The following is a 23,200-nucleotide window of genomic DNA, read 5'->3' as shown; positions in this document are numbered from 1 at the left end:
TGATACCAAGTAATCAATACAGGCTTGCTCCGATTTAAACATTTCTTCAAATTCCATTTGATCTGCCGGATATTTCATTTCGTAAAGATAAAACTTTACGGGAGATGATCAGATACCCCATTTAAATTAAATATACTACCATGCAAAACATAGTAGTGTTTTTTTTAAGGTACTGTGTTTATTTGTGGCATACTAGCATACAAGAGCTCGTGTATTGTTTAACAGGGTATTGGAAGTGCGTGCAAAGGGTTGGTGAGGTTAATCTAATTGTTTAACCAATTGGCGGATATCTGTAATATTTTTACCTGCTTGATTTCCCGACCGGGTAAAGATTTTTTTGTACCCAAGTCTGTGCGCTTCTGATATGCGTTGTTCCATGCGGCTTACAGGCCTTACTTCTCCTGCAAGGCCAATTTCACCTGAGAAACAGGTATGGGGGGGGATTTCAATATCGAGGTATGATGAAACTATAGCTGCTGCCATGGCCAGGTCAATGGCGGTATCGGCAATTTTGAGTCCACCGGCAATATTCACGAAAACATCACGAGTACTGAGTTTCAGACCTGCTCTCTTTTCCAGTACTGCAAGGAGCATATTCAATCGTTTGTGGTTATAACCGTTAGCAGTGCGTTGTGGTGTTCCGTATGTTGCCGGACTTACGAGGGCTTGCACCTCAACCATTAGAGGACGTATACCTTCGTTAACTACAGCTACTGCTGTTCCGGTTAATTGTTCAGCGTAATGCTGTACGAGAATTTCAGAGGGGTTGCTTACCTCCCTGAGGCCGTTTTGTTGCATTTCAAATACGCCAATTTCTGCTGTACTGCCAAAGCGGTTTTTGGTAGTGCGGAGCAGGCGCAACTGACCGGTATGTTCGCCTTCGAATTGCAGCACTGTATCGACCATGTGTTCGAGTACTTTGGGGCCGGCAATGTTACCTGATTTGGTAATATGACCAACCAGAAATAAGGGTACATTCAGGTATTTGGCCATATTGATGAGCTGGTAAGCGGTTTCGCGTATTTGACTTATGGTACCGGGAATAGATTCCAGATTGTGACTTTGGATGGTTTGAATGGAATCTACTATAATAAGTGCCGGTTTTTCTTTTTTAAGTTGCTCATTGAGATTTTCAACTATTAGTTCTGTGCTGATAAAGCAATTCTCAGATATGTTACCAAGACGATCAGCTCTGTCTTTAATTTGAGCGGTGCTTTCTTCGCCTGCAACGTACACAATTTTTTTATCAGGATTTTGCAAAGTCAGTTGCAGAAGTAGTGTGGATTTACCTATTCCGGGTTCTCCGCCTATGAGCACTACCGACCCAGGCATCATGCCTCCTCCGAGTACACGGTCCAGTTCTCCTATTTTTGACGGGATGCGGGAATAGCTATCAGGTTCTACTTTTTTGAGTTGATGGAGTTTGGAATGATCATCGCCATAAGATGTGGCAGCCTTTCTTTTATCTCCTTTGGAAGTTTGAACCACGGTTTCTTCCATGCTGTTCCATGCACCGCATTGCGGACATTTTCCCAACCATTTTGGTGAAGATGCTCCACATGATTGGCAGATGTATTGTGTTTTGGTTTTGGCCAAGGTTAGGTTAGAGTTTCACAAATTCGTAGCGCACAAAAGGGTTCCCATCAGAAACGGCAGACTCGCGTGTTATTTTTAATATTGAGCGGTCAAGTTCGTCCACCCACCAATCTCCGTTGATCGGGTGTCCGCCCATATCCTGTTCAAGGTCAAGGGTAAGCCTAAATTCAAAGCTTTTTCGGTCCAGGCTATATTCCCCTGTGTTGATGGATAGTGGTTCGCCATCGGTACTGTCTATTGCATAAGACTCAATGGTAAAGTTATTATCGTCTTTGAAAGTCCAAATATAAAGACGTGATGGTTCGACCACTCTTGGAATTTCTTCCCATTTACCAATAAGGAAAGAGTTTTTACGATCTACACAACTGGAGCTAATTAGAAATATGATGATAAGAACCGGCCAAAACTTTTTCATGATTAAATGATTTTAAATCAGGCTAAAAATAAAATAAATTAAAAGACCAGACAATTTTTTTTGGTCAAATCAGTGCTATTTTTGACCAATAGCTTTGTCTATAATAGCGCTGGTGCTGTATCCAGGGGTTAATTCAACGGTAATTACATCGCCACCCCTGTTTTTAACGATATCATAACCCACAACATCTTCGGCTTTATAGTCATTCCCTTTTACAAGGAAATCGGGCTGTACTGCCTTGATGAGTTCGTAAGGGGTTGGTTCATCAAACAAAATCACAGCATCTACAAATTTGAGGGCTGCCATGGTAACCAATCTCGACTGTTCAACTTGCAATGGGCGGCTATCGCCTTTTATCTCTCTTACTGAGCGATCGGTATTTAAACCTATGATTAATTTATCGCCTAAGTCTGATGCTTGTGCAAGGTATTCGATATGCCCTTTATGAATGATATCGAAACAACCATTTGAGAAAACAATTTTTTGCTCTTTAAGTCGCCAAATACTGAGTAAGGCCTGAATACTATCTTTAGTATATATTTTACAGTTGATTATTTCCAGCTGGTTCATGTGTTCTTTTTTTATAGCGGTTATAAAAAGGTAAACTTATATAGGAAATGAGTCCCATTCCTATTAGCATTACAGTTTGAGCACTCCATACAATTAATGCAAATAATTTTGCATCATCACCTCCTACACCGTAAATAACCAATCCTGAAATAACCATAAAATGGTATGCCCCAATTCCGCCTTGTACCGGAGCTACCATACCATAACTACCCAGAACAAATATTGTTAGCGCTGTTAGGGGCCCGTAGGCATCCATAAAAGGAAAACTGAAGAAGCAAACATAGAGCATTCCATAATATGCGATCCAGATAGCGAGGGTATAGAGTACAAAAAGATATTTGTTTTTAACATCTTTAATGCTTAACAGACCATCTTTGAGGGTGTTGACTTTCTCGTTAACTTTTTTGATGAGCTTGATGTGCTCAAATTTTTGTCTGAAAAGAAAATAAAGAATGATAGCACTAATTCCTATAAATGCAAAAATACCAATTAGCCAACCAGACTCAATAATACTTTGTATATTATCAGATACAGCCGGGTTTTCCATCACAAATTTTTGAAAAACATCGAATTGCAAAAGAATGGCCAGGGCGGTTATACCGGCAAGCATAATGAGGTCTATAATTCGTTCAGAGAGGATGGTACCAAAAGCTGTACTCAAAGGTACTTTTTCGTACTGTTTGATAATTGCTCCGCGCGTAACTTCACCCATTCGGGGAAATGCCAGATTGGCAAAGTAACCAATCATTACGGCGAAGAATGAATTGTAGGCCGAAGCCTTATATCCTAAAGAGTCTGCGAGCAATACCCACCTGGCCGACCGGGCGAGATGACTAATAATTCCCAAAATAATGCTTACATACACCCAAAGGAAATCGACTTCGTGTAGTGCTTTTAAAATTTCTTTCCAGTCCTGATCCTGGTATACTTTCCAAAAAATAAAAATTCCCAGACTAATAAAGACCAGGAATTTTAGTGCATTTGTAATGTATTTTTTCAAAACTAATTATTTTACAACAGTATTGGTTTCAACATCGGGAAAAACAAAGGTGGGCTCGAATGTTTTGGCTTCCTCAAAATCCATTTGGGCGTATGATATTATAATCACAATGTCGCCAATCTGAACTTTGCGAGCTGCCGGCCCATTTAAACATACAGTTCCTGAACCTCGGTCACCTTTAATTACATAGGTGTCCAGTCGTTCACCATTATTGATGTTAACAACCTGAACCTTCTCGTTTTCAATAATATTGGCTGCATCCATCAAGTCTTCATCAATGGTTATACTACCTACATATTGCAAGTTTGCTTCTGTAACTGTAACTTTATGTAACTTGGATTTTATAACCTCAATTAACATATTAAAACGGTTTTGTTGGTACAAAGTTATAACGAATATTTGATATTGTCAATCAATCTTATTTCTCCGCAATAAACGGCTATACATCCTATTTTATCACAATTTTCCTGCCAGTTGTTTATTGGCTGGAGTGTTTCCTGATCTACAATTTGGAAATATTCAACTTTTAAATGATCAATTTTGTTGAGTGATTCTGTTACCCAATTTTCTACTTGTTCGACGGAAAGCTGGTGTGTTTTGTTTTTTGATGCTGCTAATATTTGATTGATAAAAGCCGCATTTTTGCGCTGTTCGCTGGTCAAACGTTGATTTCTGGAACTCATTGCCAGGCCATCGGTTTCTCTTACAATGGGGGCACCCAATATTTTTGTAGGATAGTTGTAATCCTTTACCATTTTGCGAATGATGGTTAGTTGTTGGAAATCTTTTTCGCCAAATACAGCCACGTCTGGTTCTACAATATCAAATAAGCGGCTTACAACTTGCGCCACACCATTGAAATGGCCTGGCCTGTGCTTTCCTTCCATCACCCTTTCAAGCGCACCAAAATCAAATTGACGAGTATCTTTTCCCGGATAAATTTCTTCTTCAAATGGCATAAAAACTATATGTGCCCCGGCATTTTTAAGTATCTCTGTATCTTTGGAGAAATTTCTTGGGTACTTTTTATAATCATTGGGGTCGTTAAATTGGGTTGGGTTAACAAAAACACTTACAACCACTATTTCTGCATTTTCTTTTGCAACTTTAATCAAAGATAAATGGCCTTCGTGCAAAGCTCCCATTGTAGGTACAAATCCAATTTTTTTATTGGCCGATTTGTAATTGCTGATATCTGTTTTAAGATTATCTATTTTATTATGCACCTGCATAAAATGTATTTTTATGTTTTCAAATGAGGGACAAAATTAGCTTATTTTTATCAACCACATTCAAAGGGCTGTAAAAAATACATCATAGTGCATTAATATACCTGCACATCTTTTATTCATTTATATGGCGCTATTTTCGTGCTTATATGCGACAGAACAAATTATTGTATAGTATGGAAACCGGATTTTGATTGTTGTCTGGTGGCCTGATTATATGCAAATTATGGCATATTTTTTAAAATAGCGTTTATTCCGCTTCTGCAATTTGCCGATACTTAACAAAAGATTGGTCAAAAAAAAGAAGATTTGAGCTAATATTAGCAATATGTTCAAAGCCATAGCGTTGAATGAGTGTGTTAAAGATTACGTTTGTGTTGAAATATTTATTAATTTTGCACAACTTAAACGACACTAATACCTGATTCAAAAGATGGAAAAAGCAAAGGTTTTATACATTGCACAGGAGATTACCCCTTACTTGCCTGAAAACCAAATGTCTAAGTTGGCTCGATACCTACCACAAGGTATTCAGGAAAAGGGAAAAGAAATCAGAACATTTATGCCTCGTTATGGCAAAATTAACGAAAGGCGCAATCAGCTGCATGAAGTGATTCGGCTTTCAGGGATGAACCTAATTATTGACGACACAGATCATCCGCTTATCATTAAAGTTGCCTCGATACAAGCTGCACGTATGCAGGTGTATTTTATCGACAACGAAGAATATTTCCAGCGTAAAGCTGTTCTAAAGGATAAAGATGGTAAATATTTTGAAGATAATGATGAACGGGCAATCTTTTTTGCCCGCGGTGTGCTGGAAACTGTAAAAAAATTACGTTGGTCACCCGACATTATTCATTGTCACGGTTGGATTACAAGCTTAATACCACTTTACATTAAGAAACTCTATAAGGATAATCCATTGTTTAACGATGCAAAAATTGTTTATTCGCTCTATGATGACGATTTTGCACCAGCCTTGAATGCCGGGTTTCGTAAAAAATTGACCGATGAGGGTTTCGATAAAAAAGATTTGGCACACATTGCTTCGAGCCCTGATTTTACGAATTTGATGAAAATGGCAGTAGATAAATCAGACGGAGTGATAAAAGGTGCCAGACAAATAGACAGTGATGTTGAAACCTATGCTAAAAGTGAGAAAAAAGCGTTTCTCGACTACCAGGATGAAGAGGCATATGTGGATGCATACAATGATTTTTACGATAAAATGTTAAATACATAAAGGAGTTATTTTATATGAAATTTATTTGGCGGGGATTGTTTCTGTTATCCGTAGTTTTCTTGTTTTTTACTTGTAAAGAGGATGACAGCATTTTAGGAGAGAATTTTTTAGATACTAAACTAAGTATTTATTACGATACTGTTACCAATTATACAACCAGGTCTGAACCTTATGATGCTAATGATACAATACTTTCAGGCGCATCATTGGCAGTAATTGGAGATTATTATGACGAGGTTTTTGGTGACACCAGGGCCATGACAGTTTTTGACCTGGCGCCACAGTCTAATGCGATCGATTCAGCCGCAAATCGTACAGCGGATAGTTTAATATTACAATTGAAGTTTCGTGGTACCTACTATGGTTACGATACCACCAACGAGCAGACATTTAATTTGTATGCCGTTGAGCAACCACTAAACCAAATTGATGGCTCTGTTCTGTCAAACGTGAATTTAGGCGATTATTATGACCCGAATAACCCTATTGCAACTACTACTTACAGGCCAAGTACAGATTCTGTTTCAGACTTTTTGAAATTTGATTTGCCAATATCAATGGCCGATAATTTAATGCAAAACCTGGATACTTTGATTTCATCAGATTCGGCTTTTGTGGCTAATTTTAAAGGTTTTGTTATTACTGCTGAACGGCAGGGCGGGACACCCGGTGCACTTGTTCAGTATGATTTTGCTGCGCAGGAGACCCATATGCGCCTTCATTTCAGTGATGCAGAATATGACAATCAGGTGTTTTATTTTCATCCAACATCTTCTGATGGCAAAACCTCACGGTTTAATTTTTTTGAACACGATTATACTACAGGCTCTATAAACAGCCATCTCGTTGCACATGATCCGCCTCAATTTATCCCCGGAGATTCTCTTGCTTATATTCAGGCGGGGCGTGGTATTAATCTTAAGATAGATATTGACTTGTCAGAATCTGAAATATTTGACGAAGGTGTGAATAACGAGGACTTGGTTATCAATCAAGTTCGGTTGAATTTACAAACAATAAAAAAGTTTAAATACCTGTCAAATGATACCATTGAATATGCTCCGCCAAGTGGTATTGTTGTTATGGAATATTCGAATGGAGAAACAGAACCTATCGTAGATTATCTCATCGAACCAGGGCTTACTGCCCCGGAATATTATGAGGAGAATCGCGATAATAGCTATGATTTGGTATTCAGTGGTCTTGTTCATGAGAAAGTAGTTGAAGGAGATTCTACGCTTACATTGTGGCTAAGGCCTACGCAACCTAGTATTACAGCAAACAGGGCTGTGTTCTATGGGTCCGGGGCGGTGGATTCATTAAAACCCAAAGTGTTTATCACCTATTCGAAAAGAACAAACAATTAAGCTTATGTGTGGAATTGTTGGATACATAGGAAACAAAGAAGCCTACCCGATTCTGATTAACGGCCTCAAACGATTAGAGTACCGTGGATATGATTCGGCCGGGGTAGCTTTGTTGAATGGAAACATAAATATTTATAAACGCAAAGGAAAAGTTTCTGACCTTGAGGAGTTTACTAAATCAAAAAATGTACAGGGTACAATAGGAATTGGTCATACGCGTTGGGCCACCCATGGTGAGCCAAACGATGTTAATTCGCATCCACACCGTTCTATGGATGGTAAGTTTGTGCTAATTCATAATGGTATAATTGAAAATTACGGTAAACTCAAAAGGTCTCTTGAAGAATGCGGATATGAGTTTAAATCAGATACTGACACGGAAGTGCTGGCGAATTTGATTGCCTACATTTACAAAGAAGGCGAGATGAGTGTTGAAATGGCGGTACGCCTTGCATTGAAGAAGGTTATTGGTGCCTTCGGACTTGTAATCTTTAGTACAGAAGAGCCGGATAAACTTATTGCCGCCCGTAGGGGTAGCCCGCTTGTAATTGGTGTGGGCAAAGGAGAATATTTTCTGGCATCAGATGCAACGCCAATTGTAGAACATACTAATAGTGTAATATACCTCAACGATGACGATTTGGCCATCATCAAAAAAGACCAGTTGCTATTAAAAACCATCTTTGATGAAAAACAAGAGCCGGTTGTAGAGGAATTGGATTTGGATATTGGAGAAATTGATAAAAACGGATTCCCTCACTTCATGCTTAAAGAAATCTTTGAGCAGCCTCGTTCAATACTGGATACTTTCAGGGGACGCGTTGCCAAAGATAACTCAGAAATTGTGTTGGGCGGATTGTATCGTGTAATTGATGATCTTGTAAAGGCTAAGCGAATACTTATTGTAGCTTGTGGCACCTCCTGGCACGCGGGGCAGGTGGGCGAATATATGATTGAAGATCTTGCCCGTATTCCTGTAGAGGTGGAATATGGTTCTGAGTTTAGATACAGAAATCCGGTTATTACAAAAGAAGATATTGTTATTGCTATTAGTCAGAGCGGTGAAACAGCCGACACACTTGCGGCAATACGAATGGCTAAAGAAGCAGGTGCAAAAGTTTTAGGTATTTGTAATGTAGTTGGTTCCAGCATTCCACGCGAAACCGATGCCGGTGTATATACCCATGCGGGTCCGGAAATAGGCGTGGCTTCTACAAAAGCTTTTACAGCACAAGTTACCGTGTTGGCCATGATAGCCATGGTGCTTGGAAACAAACGCGGAGAACTTTCAACCGAAGATTACAATGAGCTTATTCACGACCTTACCGAAGTACCTGCAAAAATTGAAAAAATTCTTCAACAAAATGAAGAGATAAAAGCAATTGCAGAAATTTACAAAGAAGCTACGAACGCCATTTATCTCGGCCGTGGTTACTTATTCCCGGTTGCACTTGAAGGAGCGCTAAAACTTAAGGAAATTTCATATATTCATGCAGAAGGCTATCCGGCAGCCGAAATGAAGCACGGACCCATTGCTTTGATTGACGAAAATATGCCGGTAATTGTAATCGCTACAAAAGATAAGAGTTACGACAAAATTGTAAGCAATATTCAAGAGGTAAAAGCCAGGAATGGAAAAGTTATTGCTGTAGTTACGGAGGGTGATGAAACTATCAGGAATATGGCCGACCATGTGATGGAAGTACCCGAAAGCACCGAGATGCTCTCGGCACTTACAACTGTAATTCCATTGCAGCTGCTTTCTTATCACATAGCTGTGATGCGTGGTTGTAACGTAGATCAGCCAAGAAACCTGGCTAAGTCCGTGACGGTAGAATAATAATTTTCAAACAAGATATAAAAATTTCCGGAGCAGAAATGTTCCGGATTTTTTTTAATAAAAATGGCAACCGATTGATTGCCATTGTTTTTATTCTATAGAGTCCTTAGCCGACCTTTTTTGCAATTCTAAATTTTTCTTCTTCTTCTGAAGCCTCAGAATGACTTCATTATAGAGCTCCTCAAAGTTGTCGAAGTCTTTGGAGTAATAGTTGTAAACGCTGTCGAACTGCTCACGGGAAATATTGTGAGCTTCCAAAATATCTTTATAATATTTTTTTACCTCTGACTGATTTATTTTACCACGACTGACACCACGATTTAGTGCTGCATCTGCCATATGAATATCCACCAACAGTTCAACCATCTCTTCTTCCTCTAAAATAGGAGCATTCTTTTTTTGGGAATTGCAACCAACAAAAAATATTTGACTAAGCGCGATGAATCCAATCAGTATTTTTTGCATGTTATCTTATTTTTCTTCTGGTGGCTGACTGTTTAATTTTATTGAATTTTACTCCAATCATGATTTCGTAAGTACCACTGCTGTAATTTCGGAGTTCTGAGGTTGTGATGTCGTATGACAATCCAAGATAGAGCATATCCTGGTAATTGTATCCGGCCAGTATCGATACAGCATCACCGCTTCTGTAGTTGACCCCAAACCAGACCATTTTTTGGTAAATGGAGCGCACGTTAATATCGACCTGCACAGGAGAACCTTTTACCAGTTTTATCATGGATCCTGCCTCAATATCAAAATCACGATTGATGTTGTATTTGTAGCCACCCATCAATATGAGGTGGTTGTTCAGGCGTGACATTACACTTTTGTAATCTACGGAGTCTGATTCAACGGTTTCAATTTTATTGCTAAATAGCTGCATTACCGAAACCCCGCCATAGTATTGGGATGTGTAAAGATACAAACCAAGTGATCCATCGGGCAAAAACTTAGTATAGTTTGAACCATTTTGTGTGATAACCGGGTCGGATTGGGGCAGGTCAGTGGCCGAAAGGTCTATCTTGTATTGTGTAAAACCCAGAAATGCGCCCATAGAAAGCCTGATATCTCCACTAACTTTAATGTTGTATGCATAAGAACCATAGATTCCCAGTTTGCTGGTGGGGCCAATTACATCGCTAAAAATGTAACCGCCATAGCCCATAGGCATGGTTTTGTGCGGGCCATAGGCACTTAGCATGTATGTTTTCGGTGCATCACTAATTCCGGCCCATTGGTGACGGTAATTTGTTTTTACCTGGTAATAATCGTAAATACCACCAATAGCGGGGTTGTACAGGTAATCGTTGAATACGTACTGGGTTAAATTGGGGATTTGCTGGCCTGAAGCAATTCCCGTTCCCAGTAGCATAAGATTTGCAATAAGTATGAGTCTGATTCGATTCATCGCGCTGTTTTTATAGGTTGCATGCACAGCGGGAAAGATCCCGCCATGCATTTAATTCTTTTATCTGATTACAGTTACCGGACCATTGGCTTTCTTAGACCTTGATCCATCTGAATATTGAATTACATAATAATAAGTTCCAATAGTTACATCTTTACCGTTCATGTTGGTACCATCCCAACCACCGTCGCCGCCACTAGCTTTCGGCATCATTTCTAATGGGTCATTGGATTCAAATACCAGTTGTCCCCAACGGTTGAAGATTTTCAGGTTAAAGTCCATATTGGCATCAATTCCCTGAATTCCCCAATAGTCATTGTGACCATCACGGTTAGGCGAGAATGCACTTGGTGGGTTGAATTCTCCCATTACGCGCACCTTCACGGTATCGGATGTTTCACAGAAACGCCCATCGATTGGATATGGAGCAGGTGTACTGGCAGTTACCCTATAAATTGTACTATCCATAAGTCCGGTTACATCAATTTCTGTTTCTTGTGTCCAGTCTGCAGACTCTGGTAATGTAGGATTCTCAGGTACTTCCTGAGTTACTTCCCAGTATTCTGTCCAGCTGAAATAGGTTGTGTCTGTAATTTCATTTACTTCTAATGTTGTGCCACCACCCTCAAACAGGTTGGAGTTTGACCCGTCTGCCACTTGAGCCCTGACATCTGCGTAATTTGGTACTCGAACCAGTACGCTGTCTTCCATGTAGCATCTGCCTGCTTCAATGCGAGCTACGTAGTAATTGTCGCCGGTTTGGTTTACGGTTGCAGTATCAAAAGCAGTTTCGCTTCCTGTTGTCATACCGTAACCTTCAAGGCCGGCTCCACTGGCCCAGTAAACTGTGTCAACTGATATTAGATCTGAATTTGAGTTATAAACGGCAGGTGATGCAAAAAGTGAAATTTCATCATATTTACATGCATCTACTGTTCTTAATGATGTGCCAGCCCCATAAACAGATGTGTCTACCAGGTTAACAAAAAGACTGCTTATGTCAAATGATGTATCAGATAAGATACCATAGGTTTCCTCTTTAATACACCCTGTTCCTGTTGTAATTTTAACAGTATAATTAGCGGGATATTGCACATTAGTTCCGGGTTTTACATTTGTTACTATTGTGTCTGTACTTAATATACTATCATATAATTCTGGATCATATTCATAATTCCAGTTAGACCAAGTAGCAGAATCAATCGTCCATTCATAGCTCAGTGAACTAAATGGCGTAAATGGTAAGCCTGGCTCAACTTTTATTGCTATCGATCCATTTTCATCACTCGGACAATTTGGTTTATCAATAACAACATCATTGATGTTAATTTTGGATGTTAAGGATTGAATTAATGTATCAGATTCCTCCATACATTGTTTCCAGTCTCTAACATATAGGTCATAATAACCTACTCCAAGATTTTCAAATATTGAATCTAATTTGAAATCATCTGCTCCAGGAGCGTCACCATCTGGCATAACAGCATACTCGTAATTACCATTTCCTTGAGTTGGGGTAAGTACTAACGTACCTGTTGTATCATAGCTACATTGTGGTCGGTTAATTATATTATGTGCAAATTTGACAGTTATCGGTGTATCAAGTTCCGCGGAACCGCTTCTTACACAAAGGCTATCATCAACAACAGTATAAGCATATACGCCACCATCCAGGTTTTGAGCAATAGCATTATTCAAAGTGTCTGTGTGACTCCAGTTGTATGCAAGAGGATCAGAACCATTTGAGGTTTCAAGAATAATGGAACCTTGGTTAATACAAGTTGGTTGGATGATTGAATCATTAACTTCAAAGTCTGAATTATCCGGAAGGAAAACAGAGTCTTGGTATATACAACCATTATCGTCTTCTAAGGTAAAGTAGTAATACCCCACATGTAGATCTTCAATTGTGTTTCCTGTAACAGTAGTATCTGGCCAAGCCCAATTAAGCCCTTCAGGGTCAAGTTCCGGGTACCCATTGTAATCCCAATCGAATGTAAATGGTTCAGTTCCTCCGCTTTGCACATTCACACTAATAGAACCGTTTGCATCGGCACAACTAGGTTGTATTATATCATTGTTGAAGCTGTATGGCTCCGGCTGTGAGACTATTAATGAATCTTGGTAATTTCCAAAGAACGCATCAGTAATCGTGAGATAATAGGTGCCAGCGCTGAGCCCAGTAATTTCTGTTCCGGTTGAATCAGTACTCCAGGTGCCATTGTTCCATGTAACACTATAGGGTTCTATTCCTCCTGCAGGTACAATGCTAATTGCACCATCACTGTATCCGTAGCATGAAACGTCAGTAATTAATGTGTCTTCAATGTAAATTGATTGTTCCATAACTTCAACTGAATCTTCAACGCTACATCCTTCAAAGTCTGTTACTGTATAGTAATACCAACCTGCTCCAAGGGAAAATGCAATGCTATCATTGGTACCATAACTTCCTGGTGGATTTTCGCTATCCCATTGATAATCATAGGGTGCTATTCCTCCGGTAACCCCGAGTTCGATACTACCATTGCCTGTACCATAATCAGGAATTAGTTGTACAACTTCAACATTGAGTATGGAATCATCGATCATCTCAAATTCTCTGATTACGCTACATGTACTTGTTTGATCAGTTAGCATAACCGAGTTTGTTCCTACGCTTAAGGCGAAAGCAGTATCGTTGGTTTCACCGGAGCTCCATTCATATGTGTATGGACCAGTACCATTTACAATGTCTGTTACCCTGGCAGAACCATTGCCTTCACAGGTTACCTCCTGCAGTATTTCCACAGTAAAGTCGAGTGCTGTATTTGATTCAACAATTACAGAATCAACTACAGTACATCCCAGTGCATCGGTTACCTCTACAATGTAATAACCAAATGCCAGGCTTGAGGCAGAGTCTGTGGCAGCTCCAACAATTGGGAAGGCCGCGTCATCTGCTTTGTACCAGTTATAGTTATATGGTCCAACGCCTCCGGTTACATCTACGGCTGCATATCCTGTTGAGTCTTCGGGACAGTTTGTTTGTCCCATATTGAAGGTCATAAAGATAGAATCAGGCATGGATGTAATATCAATAGAGGTCACGAGTTCACAAAGGTTGTCGTCGGTTATGGTCAGGTGATATGTGTCTCCTGCTATAGCACTTGTCAATGTGCTATCAAGCGATTGTAACGTACCTTCACTGTCTTCCCAACGATAGGCCAGTGCTCCTGTACCACCAGAAACATCAGCATAAAGGTCTGCAAGTGAATCTCCGGCACATTGAATTGGGTCAGTGTATACAAAGTCATCAATTACAATAGGATCTGGTTCCTGCAGACTATCTGTTAAGATGAAGCTACAGTTGTTGTCGTCCACTACAGTAACGCTGAATGTACCTGTACAGAGGCTGTCAGCTGTAAGTTCTGTATCTCCGTTGCTCCATGTAATGGTGAATGGTGCTGTCCCGCCATCAATATTAATTTCAGCAGAGCCATCGCATACACCTCCGCATGAAGGATCAACTGCATCAACCAGGGTTACATTTATGTCGGAGTTATCGGGCATAGTAATTACCTGCGTGGTATCGCAGAGGTTACCATCAACTATTGTCATGGTGTAGTCGCCAACACCAAGGTTCGTAATAGAAGTTCCTACAGAGTCGACAGTCCAGTCGGGGTGACTCCATGTAACGGTGTAATTGCCATCACCACCTGTAATATTGTTAACTGTAATTGTACCATTATCTACACCACAGTCAGCCGGTGTTATATCAACATTGTAAGCGATTGGAGCTGGTTCAAGTATGGTAATTGTGGTATCTTCCATACAGGCATTATTATCTGTAACCATTGCAGTATAGTCTCCAGCTCCAAGGTTGTTTAGTGTATAAAGGTCAAGTTCAGATGTATGCGCCCATTCGAGTGTCAATGGGGCTGCTCCGTTATTTACAGAGATTGTTGTTGAACCTGTTGTGTCGCCATGGCATAATACATCCTGGTGATCTGTCTCGATGATCTGTATTGGGGCCGGTGCTGATAAGAATACACTATCAACAGCAGCGCAGTTAGGATCGGAAACAGTTACATAGTTCCATCCTGCAACCAAATTTGTTGCTATGCTGTCGTTACCATCAGAGGACGACCAGTTGTAGGTGTATGGGGGTTGTCCGCCTGTAGGTGTAACTGTAATTCCACCGGTTGAGTCACCAATGTTTTCTGGGTTACAGGTAATTTGTACTGTATCGCTGAATGCCAATTGCAGGTCATACAGTGTTTTAATTTCGAGTGAATCTACATGCTCACAACTGTTCAGGTCGGTTATTGTAATATAATACCATCCTGCTGTCATGTTGCTGTTTGAAGCGCCAGTATTTCCATCAGACCAGTTGTAAGTGTAAGGTGCATTACCACCAGAGGCAACAACAGTAGCACTACCAGTTGGGTTACCGGCACATAGCACATGTGTGGTATCGGTAACTTCCATATGGATGTCTACATCGTAAACAGAGTCGGTATAAACCATTTCACAGCCTTGCGCATCTGTGGCAGTTACACTGTATCCATCGGCGCACAAGTCGCTTGCAATTGGTCCGGTTTGTCCGTTGCTCCATTGGTAAGTAAAGCCTCCGTTACCGCCTGTAGCTTCAACTTCGAGCAATCCATTACAATAATTTGATGGGTAAGCACTTTCGTTAAAGCGTATACCCCATTTAAAGATGAACCCGTTATCGAATCCAATGTGATCAGTAACTTTTATGGTCCAGTCACCGTTTAATTGTGTTCCTGCGAGATTATCGATGCTATTAATAGGCACATATTCACCTGATGGAATATGTAAAGAATCTAATGGTCCGGAAGGGGCTCCGCTATAATAATGGTCTTCAGTAATAACCTGTGTCCAGTTTTTGGGTGCATTGTCATCGAAAGTATACAAGTATCCATCTCCAGGGATGGGGTCTGTATCATCTCCAATTACCGGATATCCAAGGTTGCGATAGCCTCCGGCCTGATCAATTAAAATAACTGAATTATCTGGTGCAATGAGCTCAATTGTAAGGTCACTGAGATATGAATGTTCGATATCGAAATAAATACCCGCAATATCTCCTGCATTCATAGTTTGTCCCGGGTCAAAATCTGTAAACGTCAGGGTTGATGTATAAGAAACGCCACCTCCGTCAGGTAGTATAAGAGTATCACCTTCAAATACCGGTAAACTACCACATGAAAGTAATGAGTCGATCAGTGTAATGTTAATTGGGGCGGGTTCCGTGATTGTAGCCGGAACAGTTTCGCTTGTACATCCGTTTCCATCTCTTACAACAAGGTTGTAATTGCCGGCTGTCAGCCCGCTGAATACATTTCCTGGTTGCCAGTTTGTTCCGTCATCGCTACTATATTCATAACCAGCGCCTGAGCCACCAGCCACATTGATAATCTCGATTTCGCCATCGTTTCCTCCATTACATGTTACATTGGTAAGTGTGGTGTCAAAAGTAATGGGGGCGGGCTCGTTGAGTGTTGCTGCCGATACATCGCTTAAACATCCGTTTCCATCTCTTACTATCACTTCATAGTCTCCGGCTATTAAGTTGGAGAATATGTTGCCCGGTTGCCAGTTTGTTCCGTTATCTATACTGAACTCATATCCTGCTCCAGAACCACCAGCCACGTTGATAATTTCTATTTCACCATCGCTACCACCATTACAGGTTATATTGGTAAGAGTGGTATCGTATGTAATTTCAGTTGGTTCACTTAATACTTCACTATCAACTGCACTTTGACATCCTGCACCATCTTCTACATAAACGTAATAAGTTCCATCACCAAGATTTTCAAATAAACCGTCACCATTAGGATCTTCAGTCCATGGTCCTGTGGGTGAGTTTCCGATGAAATATTTATAATCAGCTCCAGAACCTCCTGCAACGTTATCAACCAGGATAGTGCCGTTGGTATCTCCGAAGCATGAAGGATCAGTAGGATTAAGGTCAAATGTGATATCATTAGGTTCAGTTAATACTTCACTATCAACTGCACTTTGACATCCTGCTCCATCTTCTACATAAATGTAATAAGTTCCATCCCCAAGATTTTCGAATAGTCCGTCGCCATTCGGATCCTCATTCCATGGTCCTGTGGGTGAGTTTCCGATGAAATATTTATAACCAGCTCCAGAGCCGCCTGCTGCATTCTCTACAAGGATAGTACCGTCTGTACTTCCAAAACATGAAGGATCAGTTGGAGTGATATCAAAGGTGATTTCTGTCGGTTCAGTAAGGTCTTGTTGGAGTGTATCACTAGTACATCCTGCACCATCTTCTACATAAACGTAATATGTTCCATCACCGAGATTTTCGAATAGTCCGTCCCCATTAGGATCTTCAGTCCAAGGGCCAGTAGGTGAGTTTCCGATGAAATATCTGTAACCAGCACCTGACCCACCAGCAACGTTATCTATTAGTATTGTTCCGTCAGTATTTCCGAAGCATGACGGATCAGTTGGTGTAATATCAAAGGTGATTTCTGTGGGTTCAGTCAGATCTTGTTGCAGTGTATCACTGGTACATCCTACACCATCTTCTACATACACATAATATGTACCATCGCCAAGGTTTTCAAATAAACCGTTCCCATCTGGATCTTCTGTCCATGGTCCGGTAGGTGAGTTACCAATAAAATACTTGTATCCGCCGCCTGAACCACCTAAAATATTATCGATTAAGATGCTACCATCAGTGCTTTGGAAACATGAAGGATCAGATGGAGTAATGTCAAAGGTGATTTCAGCTGGCTCTGTTAAGGTTTGTTGAATTGCTGGGGCTGCACATCCCTGATCATCTTCAATATAAACCCAATAAGTACCATCACCTAGATTTTCAAATAAACCGTTTCCGTCTGGATCCTCTGTCCATGGCCCTGTTGAGGAAGACCCAATGAAATATCTAAAACCTGTTTCGGAGCCACCACTTGGGTTACTTATGGTAATTGTACCATCATTACTTCCAAAACAAGTTGGATTTGTTGAGGCAACATCAAAGTCAACAGGATCAGGTTCAGACAGGGTTTGCTGAACTGATGGATCACTTGCGCAACCATTTCCATCTTCTACATAGATATAATAAGTTCCAGCACCTAAATTATCAAATAATCCATCACCATTAGGATCTTCAGTCCAGGGTCCTGTTGAAGTCGGGCCAATAAAATATTTATAACCTGAACCAGAGCCTCCGGCTACATTTTGAACTTCAATGCTACCATCTGTTGAACCATTACAAGTAGGATCGGTGTTTGCTAAGTCAAAAGTAATTTGTGTTGGTTCAATTAATTCCTCACTATCAACAGCACTTTGACATCCTGCTCCATCTTCAACATAAAAATAATAAATTCCATCTCCTAAGTTTTCAAAAAGACCATCTCCGTTTGGATCTTCTGTCCACGGTCCGGTAGAGGTTGGGCCGCTAAAATATTTGTATCCTGCACCCGAACCACCAGCAACGTTATCTATTAGTATTGTACCGTCAGTATTTCCGAAGCATGACGGATAAGTTGGTGTAATGTCAAAGGTGATTTCTGTGGGTTCAATCAGTTCTTGTTGCAGTGTATCACTAGTACATCCTACACCATCTTCTACATACACATAATAAGTACCATCACCCAGATTTTCAAATAATCCATCTCCATTGCCATCTGAGGACCAGGGGCCGGTAGGACTATTGCCAATAAAATATATGTAACCAGCGCCCGAACCACCGGCAACGTTATCTACAAGGATGGTCCCGTCGGTATTTCCGAAACATGAAGGATCAGTAGGAGTAACGTCGAAAGTTATTTCTGTAGGTTCTGTTAAATCCTGCTGTTGGGTATTACTGGCGCATCCTGCACCATCTTCTACGTAAAAGTGGTATGTTCCATCCCCCAGGTTTTCGAATAGTCCGTCTCCATTAGGATCTTCAGTCCATGGTCCGGTAGAGGTTGGGCCAATAAAATATCTATAACCAGCACCCGAACCACCAGCAACGTTATCTACAAGGATAGTCCCATCGGTATTTCCGAAACATGATGGATTTGTTGGTGTTACATCAAATGTGATATCATTAGGTTCAGTTAAATCTTGCTGTTGTGGATTACTGGTGCATCCTCCTCCATCTTCTACATAAACGTAATACGTACCATCGCCCAGGTTTTCGAATAGTCCGTCTCCATTAGGATCTTCAGTCCATGGTCCGGTAGAGGTTGGGCCAATAAAATATCTGTAACCAGCGCCCGAACCACCAGCAACGTTATCTACAAGGATGGTCCCGTCGATATTTCCGAAACATGAAGGATCAGTAGGAGTAACGTCGAAAGTTATTTCTGTAGGCTCAGTAAGGTCTTGTTGCTGTGGGTTACTAGCACATCCTGTACCGTCTTCTACGTAAACGTAGTATGTTCCATTCCCCAGATTTTCGAACAGACCGTCTCCATTAGGATCTTCAGTCCATGGTCCGGTAGAGGTTGGGCCCATAAAATATCTGTAACCAGCGCCCGAACCACCAGCAACGTTATCTACAAGGATAGTCCCGTCGGTATTTCCGAAACATGAAGGATTAGTAGGAGTAACGTCGAAAGTTATTTCTGTAGGTTCTGTTAAATTCTGCTGTTGGGTATTACTGGCGCATCCTGCACCATCTTCTACGTAAAAGTGGTATGTTCCATCCCCCAGGTTTTCGAACAGACCGTCTCCATTAGGATCTTCAGTCCATGGTCCGGTAGAGGTTGGGCCAATAAAATATCTGTAACCAGCGCCCGAACCACCAGCAACGTTATCTACAAGGATAGTCCCGTCGGTATTTCCGAAACATGATGGATTTGTTGGTGTTACATCAAATGTGATATCATTAGGTTCAGTTAATACTTCACTATCAACTGCACTTTGACATCCTGCACCATCTTCTACATAAACGTAATACGTACCATCCCCCAGATTTTCGAACAGACCGTCTCCATTAGGATCTTCAGTCCATGGTCCGGTAGAGGTTGGGCCAATAAAATATCTGTAACCAGCGCCCGAACCACCAGCAACGTTATCTACAAGAATAGTCCCGTCGGTATTTCCGAAACATGATGGATCAGTAGGTGTAATATCATAAGTTATCTCGTCCGGCGCATCAATCACCACTGATAATGTATCGCTCACACAGAGGTTCCCGTCTCTGGCAAAAATATCGTAATTGCCTTCAGGAAGAGAAAATGTTGACCCGGGTTGCCAGCTGGCACTTGTGGTGTCAACTAAATATTCGTAAGGGCCTCCATCGCCACCGCTTGTGGCTGTGATTTCCACGGTACCATTGTCGCCAAAACAGGTAGGTTGGGTAATTGTATATGCATCAATTTTTACTGAGTCTGGCTCGTCGATGGTTACTTCCCCGTAATTGACTTTACAATTATTTAAATCTTTAACCCAAATATCATAGATTCCTGCTCCAAGACTATTAAATGTGGGATCATCGGTATACTCACCAGCCACATCTCCATCAATTGAGTATTCAAAAGGAGGAGCAACTCCACCTTCAGCTGTAATAACAATCTGACCATTTGTATTTCCGGCACAACCTGTTACATCTGTTGAGTCTACATCTGTTATTTTTAAGGTATCCGGTTCAGAAATGTATATTGAATTAGACCCCCACTCTTTTTCGCAACCATTTGCATCTGTCACAAACACGTCGAAATAGTCACCTCGCAAATTTTCAAAAGTATAACTTGCATCGCTTGTTGTATGAATTAATGTATCTGTATTTTGGCCTTCAATTCGATATTCATATGGTTCGTTGGCAGCTGACCCAACCATGGTAATGCTTATACTGCCGTTTGGATTTAATGCGCATTGAACATGTTGTTTTGTAACATTATCAATAGTGAATTCTGGGGGATTTTCTACGATTAATGTTGTTTCAAGTGAATTACCATTAGGACAAGTATTAGCATCTTTAATTTGGAAAGTGTATTTGCCGGGATCCAGATTAGTAAAATGGTTGTCTCCGGTTTGAGTGACAGTTCCTGCATCATAGGTGTAGGGAGGTGTACCCCCGGAAACATAAATGGTAATTTCACCATCTGAGCCATTATTACAGGTAACCGGAACCACCTTGGCTGAATCATAAACCAGTTGGTCTGGCGCTGTAACTTCTATTAAGGAGTCATTTAAATAGGTTGTATCTGTACCTTGTCGCGCAGCAACCCTGTAGAATCCGGGTCCAAGTGGCCCAAATTCATTACTTGCTTGCCAGGTGGCACCGCTGTCGATAGAGTACTCATCTATTGTAGCATCATCAGGATAAATATCAATAAATCCATCGTTTGTGTTGTAGCATGAGGCATGCGTTACGATTACTGAATCAATAGTTGGGGCGGCTTTTGAGCCTGATTTTATATCGTTATCCGGAGTTTGGGCGCTTAGTTTACTTTGATTCGTTATTAAATTTTCTGATAAAATTTGGGTTGCGTTGCCTTTGGGTACCCGGTTTTCGTTATAGAGGGTTTCAAAGTTGTCCATGTTTGGCATTTCTTGCTTACCCGGGTTTTTAATTGTACCAGCTTTAGTATGCACGTTATGCAGGGCCACACTGTTGGTTCCTGTGGCAGGTTTGCCTGAATATGCCAGAATGCCGGCATTAGCGGTCTCTCCTGGTGTTTTATTGGATGGTTTTGCCATTTGACTGGTTGTCCGTTGGTCCGGATCATTCCAGTTGTTTGAACTGTTTATCCAATTGTAATTTTCTGCTGTTAAAGTGGTAAGCAGAAACATTGATGAAATAAGTAGAATTATGCGCCTCATAACTAAAACTTTTATCGTGTTGTTTTCAAATAAATCTTCTTCACATTGCAAATATAAAACATTTTGCCAGCCAACTTATTGTCAGCAAAATAGTTTTGACGATTTGAGCTATACATTAGATTAAATTGTGAAACCGAATGATAACTGCATCATTTTTGTCCCTCTCATATTAAAATACGCATGAACAAAGGGATGCGTTATTATTTTGGTCAATAAAAAACAGCTTTTCATCAATTAGATGAATCCTTCAAAATTTTTGATGAATAAATAAAGCTGTGCAATGTTTCATTGCTTGTGTTGAGTAAACCATCCCTGTTTCCTATCCATTCAACTTTTCCTTCGTTAATAAATACAATTTTTTCTCCTATTCCCATCATTGAGTTCAAATCGTGGGTGTTAATTATGGTTGTCATGTTAAATTCGTGAGTCAATTCCAATAGCAAATCGTCAATAACAACTGAGGTTTTAGGGTCGAGACCTGAATTGGGTTCATCGCAAAAAAGATATTTCGGATTCATGCTGATAGCCCGGGCTATAGCTACGCGTTTTTTCATTCCACCACTCAGCTCTGACGGCAAAAGGTGTTCAACATCTTCCAGGTTTACACGATCGAGGCAAAACGCCACGCGCTTCATCTTTTCTGCTTTCGACTGACTGGTAAAAATATCGAGTGGAAAGCGCACATTGTCGGCCACGGTGTATGAGTCGAACAATGCCGATCCCTGAAATAACATGCCCATCTCCTGGCGCATCTTTTTTTGTTGTGCTTTTCTTAGATGATGAAAGTCCCGGCCATCGTAATATACGCTGCCATTATCAATCTGGTGAAGGCCTACAATAGATTTTAATAAAACTGTTTTACCAGACCCGCTTTGCCCAATTATGAGGTTGGCTTTACCTTGCTCAAACTCAACATTGATATCTTCAAGTACTTTTTTGCCACTAAACTCTTTGTCCAACTGCTCTACTTGTATCATGCTAATAATAATTGGGTAAGTATCAGGTTAAAAATTAATATAAGCACACTGCTAACTACTACTGCTTTGGTGCTTGCACGCCCCACTTCGAGTGCTCCGCCACTTACATAATATCCGAAATATGCGGGTACGCTGGTAAAAATAAATGCAAATACTACCGATTTAATCAGCGAATAATAGATGTACCAGGGTATAAATGCATAATGGATTCCATACAGATAATCATGTGCCGTAAGCACTCCTGTACTTACCGATGCCAGAAAGCCTCCGGTAATACCTATAAACATGCTGATAACGGTAAGAAATGGAATGATAAAAACCATTCCCAGGATTTTGGGTCTGACCATAAATGCCGAGGGATTAATACCCATAATCTCCAGTGCATCTATTTGTTCAGTAACCCGCATAGTGCCGATTTCGGAGGCAATATTGGACCCTACTTTGCCTGCCAGTATTAGAGCTACAATTGTTGATGAAAACTCCAGCAGCATACTGTCGCGTGCGGTGAGACCAATTAAATACAGGGGTATAATGGGACTTTCGAAATTATAGGCAGTTTGCAGGGTGACTACTGCTCCCATAAAAAATGAAATAATTACTACAATGCCCAATGAGCCAATGCCCAGGTTCCAACTTTCGAGAAAAAAATTTCGAAAATATATGCTGAATCTTTCAGGTTTCCCAAAAACCCGAAAGATGAAACTGGTATATCGTCCAATATGGTAAAGTAACCACATATA

General features: G+C 40.6%; 14 protein-coding genes. 3 read left to right on the top strand and 11 right to left on the bottom strand.

What is annotated here, in order from left to right:
* Positions 1-258: 258 nt before the first annotated feature.
* From radA to panC, 6 genes are all read right to left on the bottom strand, one after another.
* Positions 259-1,596 carry a DNA repair protein RadA gene (radA, locus tag ACTB0Y_RS09355; protein WP_463206555.1) on the bottom strand — a complete coding sequence of 446 codons (1,338 nt, stop codon included), beginning with the start codon at positions 1,594-1,596 and terminating at the stop codon, positions 259-261.
* 7 nt (positions 1,597-1,603) lie between these two features.
* Positions 1,604-2,011, bottom strand: a complete 408-nt coding sequence (locus ACTB0Y_RS09350) for a hypothetical protein (RefSeq protein WP_463206554.1) — start codon at positions 2,009-2,011, stop codon at positions 1,604-1,606.
* A gap of 75 nt (positions 2,012-2,086) precedes the next feature.
* Positions 2,087-2,581 carry a D-glycero-beta-D-manno-heptose 1-phosphate adenylyltransferase gene (rfaE2, locus tag ACTB0Y_RS09345; protein WP_463206553.1) on the bottom strand — a complete coding sequence of 165 codons (495 nt, stop codon included), beginning with the start codon at positions 2,579-2,581 and terminating at the stop codon, positions 2,087-2,089.
* On the bottom strand, positions 2,553-3,581 hold the full coding sequence (locus tag ACTB0Y_RS09340; RefSeq protein ID WP_463206552.1) for a lysylphosphatidylglycerol synthase transmembrane domain-containing protein: 1,029 nt from the start codon (positions 3,579-3,581) through the stop codon (positions 2,553-2,555). The genes rfaE2 and ACTB0Y_RS09340 overlap by 29 nt, the downstream gene beginning before the upstream one ends.
* Before the next feature lie 6 nt (positions 3,582-3,587).
* Positions 3,588-3,941, bottom strand: coding sequence for an aspartate 1-decarboxylase (panD, locus tag ACTB0Y_RS09335; RefSeq protein WP_463206551.1), 354 nt, complete (start codon positions 3,939-3,941; stop codon positions 3,588-3,590).
* Positions 3,942-3,967: 26 nt separating this feature from the next.
* A complete protein-coding gene (gene panC, locus ACTB0Y_RS09330) occupies positions 3,968-4,813 on the bottom strand; it encodes a pantoate--beta-alanine ligase (RefSeq protein WP_463206550.1) in 846 nt (281 codons plus the stop codon).
* Between the two features lie 430 nt (positions 4,814-5,243).
* On the opposite strand from panC, the gene ACTB0Y_RS09325 reads away from it, so the two are divergent.
* From ACTB0Y_RS09325 to glmS, 3 genes are read left to right on the top strand one after another with little or no spacing between them, the layout of a single operon-like run.
* Positions 5,244-6,056 (top strand): glycogen/starch synthase, encoded by an 813-nt coding sequence (locus ACTB0Y_RS09325; protein ID WP_463206549.1) that lies wholly within the window; start codon positions 5,244-5,246, stop codon positions 6,054-6,056.
* A 14-nt stretch (positions 6,057-6,070) separates the two neighbouring features.
* Positions 6,071-7,423 carry a hypothetical protein gene (locus tag ACTB0Y_RS09320; RefSeq protein WP_463206548.1) on the top strand — a complete coding sequence of 451 codons (1,353 nt, stop codon included), beginning with the start codon at positions 6,071-6,073 and terminating at the stop codon, positions 7,421-7,423.
* Positions 7,424-7,427: 4 nt separating this feature from the next.
* On the top strand, positions 7,428-9,263 hold the full coding sequence (gene glmS / locus ACTB0Y_RS09315) for a glutamine--fructose-6-phosphate transaminase (isomerizing) (protein ID WP_463206547.1): 1,836 nt from the start codon (positions 7,428-7,430) through the stop codon (positions 9,261-9,263).
* Between the two features lie 90 nt (positions 9,264-9,353).
* Here glmS and ACTB0Y_RS09310 read toward each other — a convergent pair whose 3' ends face one another.
* The 5 genes from ACTB0Y_RS09310 to ACTB0Y_RS09290 form a co-directional block, all read right to left on the bottom strand.
* Positions 9,354-9,728, bottom strand: coding sequence for a DUF4296 domain-containing protein (locus ACTB0Y_RS09310; RefSeq protein WP_463206546.1), 375 nt, complete (start codon positions 9,726-9,728; stop codon positions 9,354-9,356).
* Between the two features lies 1 nt (position 9,729).
* Positions 9,730-10,674, bottom strand: coding sequence for a PorP/SprF family type IX secretion system membrane protein (locus tag ACTB0Y_RS09305; RefSeq protein ID WP_463206545.1), 945 nt, complete (start codon positions 10,672-10,674; stop codon positions 9,730-9,732).
* Positions 10,675-10,734: 60 nt separating this feature from the next.
* Positions 10,735-21,483: a T9SS type B sorting domain-containing protein gene (locus ACTB0Y_RS09300; protein ID WP_463206544.1), complete on the bottom strand. Its 10,749-nt coding sequence runs from the start codon at positions 21,481-21,483 to the stop codon at positions 10,735-10,737.
* Positions 21,484-21,713: 230 nt separating this feature from the next.
* Positions 21,714-22,460, bottom strand: coding sequence for an ABC transporter ATP-binding protein (locus ACTB0Y_RS09295; protein WP_463206543.1), 747 nt, complete (start codon positions 22,458-22,460; stop codon positions 21,714-21,716).
* Complete coding sequence (locus ACTB0Y_RS09290) at positions 22,457-23,197, bottom strand: MlaE family ABC transporter permease (protein WP_463206542.1); 741 nt, start codon at positions 23,195-23,197, stop codon at positions 22,457-22,459. The genes ACTB0Y_RS09295 and ACTB0Y_RS09290 overlap by 4 nt, the downstream gene beginning before the upstream one ends.
* Positions 23,198-23,200 lie beyond the last annotated feature (3 nt).

Source organism: Salinivirga sp., from assembly GCF_055145285.1.
The sequence above is the reverse complement of the archived record's forward strand: the minus strand, read 5'-3'. Positions and strand labels throughout refer to the sequence as shown.

Coding starts and splice junctions, on each gene's coding strand:
- ACTB0Y_RS09350 (WP_463206554.1), bottom strand. CDS start 2,011: ATGAAAAAGTTTTGGCCGGTTCTTATCATCATATTTCTAATTAGCTCC.
- rfaE2 (WP_463206553.1), bottom strand. CDS start 2,581: ATGAACCAGCTGGAAATAATCAACTGTAAAATATATACTAAAGATAGT.
- panD (WP_463206551.1), bottom strand. CDS start 3,941: ATGTTAATTGAGGTTATAAAATCCAAGTTACATAAAGTTACAGTTACA.
- panC (WP_463206550.1), bottom strand. CDS start 4,813: ATGCAGGTGCATAATAAAATAGATAATCTTAAAACAGATATCAGCAAT.
- ACTB0Y_RS09325 (WP_463206549.1), top strand. CDS start 5,244: ATGGAAAAAGCAAAGGTTTTATACATTGCACAGGAGATTACCCCTTAC.
- ACTB0Y_RS09320 (WP_463206548.1), top strand. CDS start 6,071: ATGAAATTTATTTGGCGGGGATTGTTTCTGTTATCCGTAGTTTTCTTG.
- glmS (WP_463206547.1), top strand. CDS start 7,428: ATGTGTGGAATTGTTGGATACATAGGAAACAAAGAAGCCTACCCGATT.
- ACTB0Y_RS09310 (WP_463206546.1), bottom strand. CDS start 9,728: ATGCAAAAAATACTGATTGGATTCATCGCGCTTAGTCAAATATTTTTT.
- ACTB0Y_RS09305 (WP_463206545.1), bottom strand. CDS start 10,674: ATGAATCGAATCAGACTCATACTTATTGCAAATCTTATGCTACTGGGA.
- ACTB0Y_RS09300 (WP_463206544.1), bottom strand. CDS start 21,483: ATGAGGCGCATAATTCTACTTATTTCATCAATGTTTCTGCTTACCACT.
- ACTB0Y_RS09295 (WP_463206543.1), bottom strand. CDS start 22,460: ATGATACAAGTAGAGCAGTTGGACAAAGAGTTTAGTGGCAAAAAAGTA.
- ACTB0Y_RS09290 (WP_463206542.1), bottom strand. CDS start 23,197: ATGTGGTTACTTTACCATATTGGACGATATACCAGTTTCATCTTTCGG.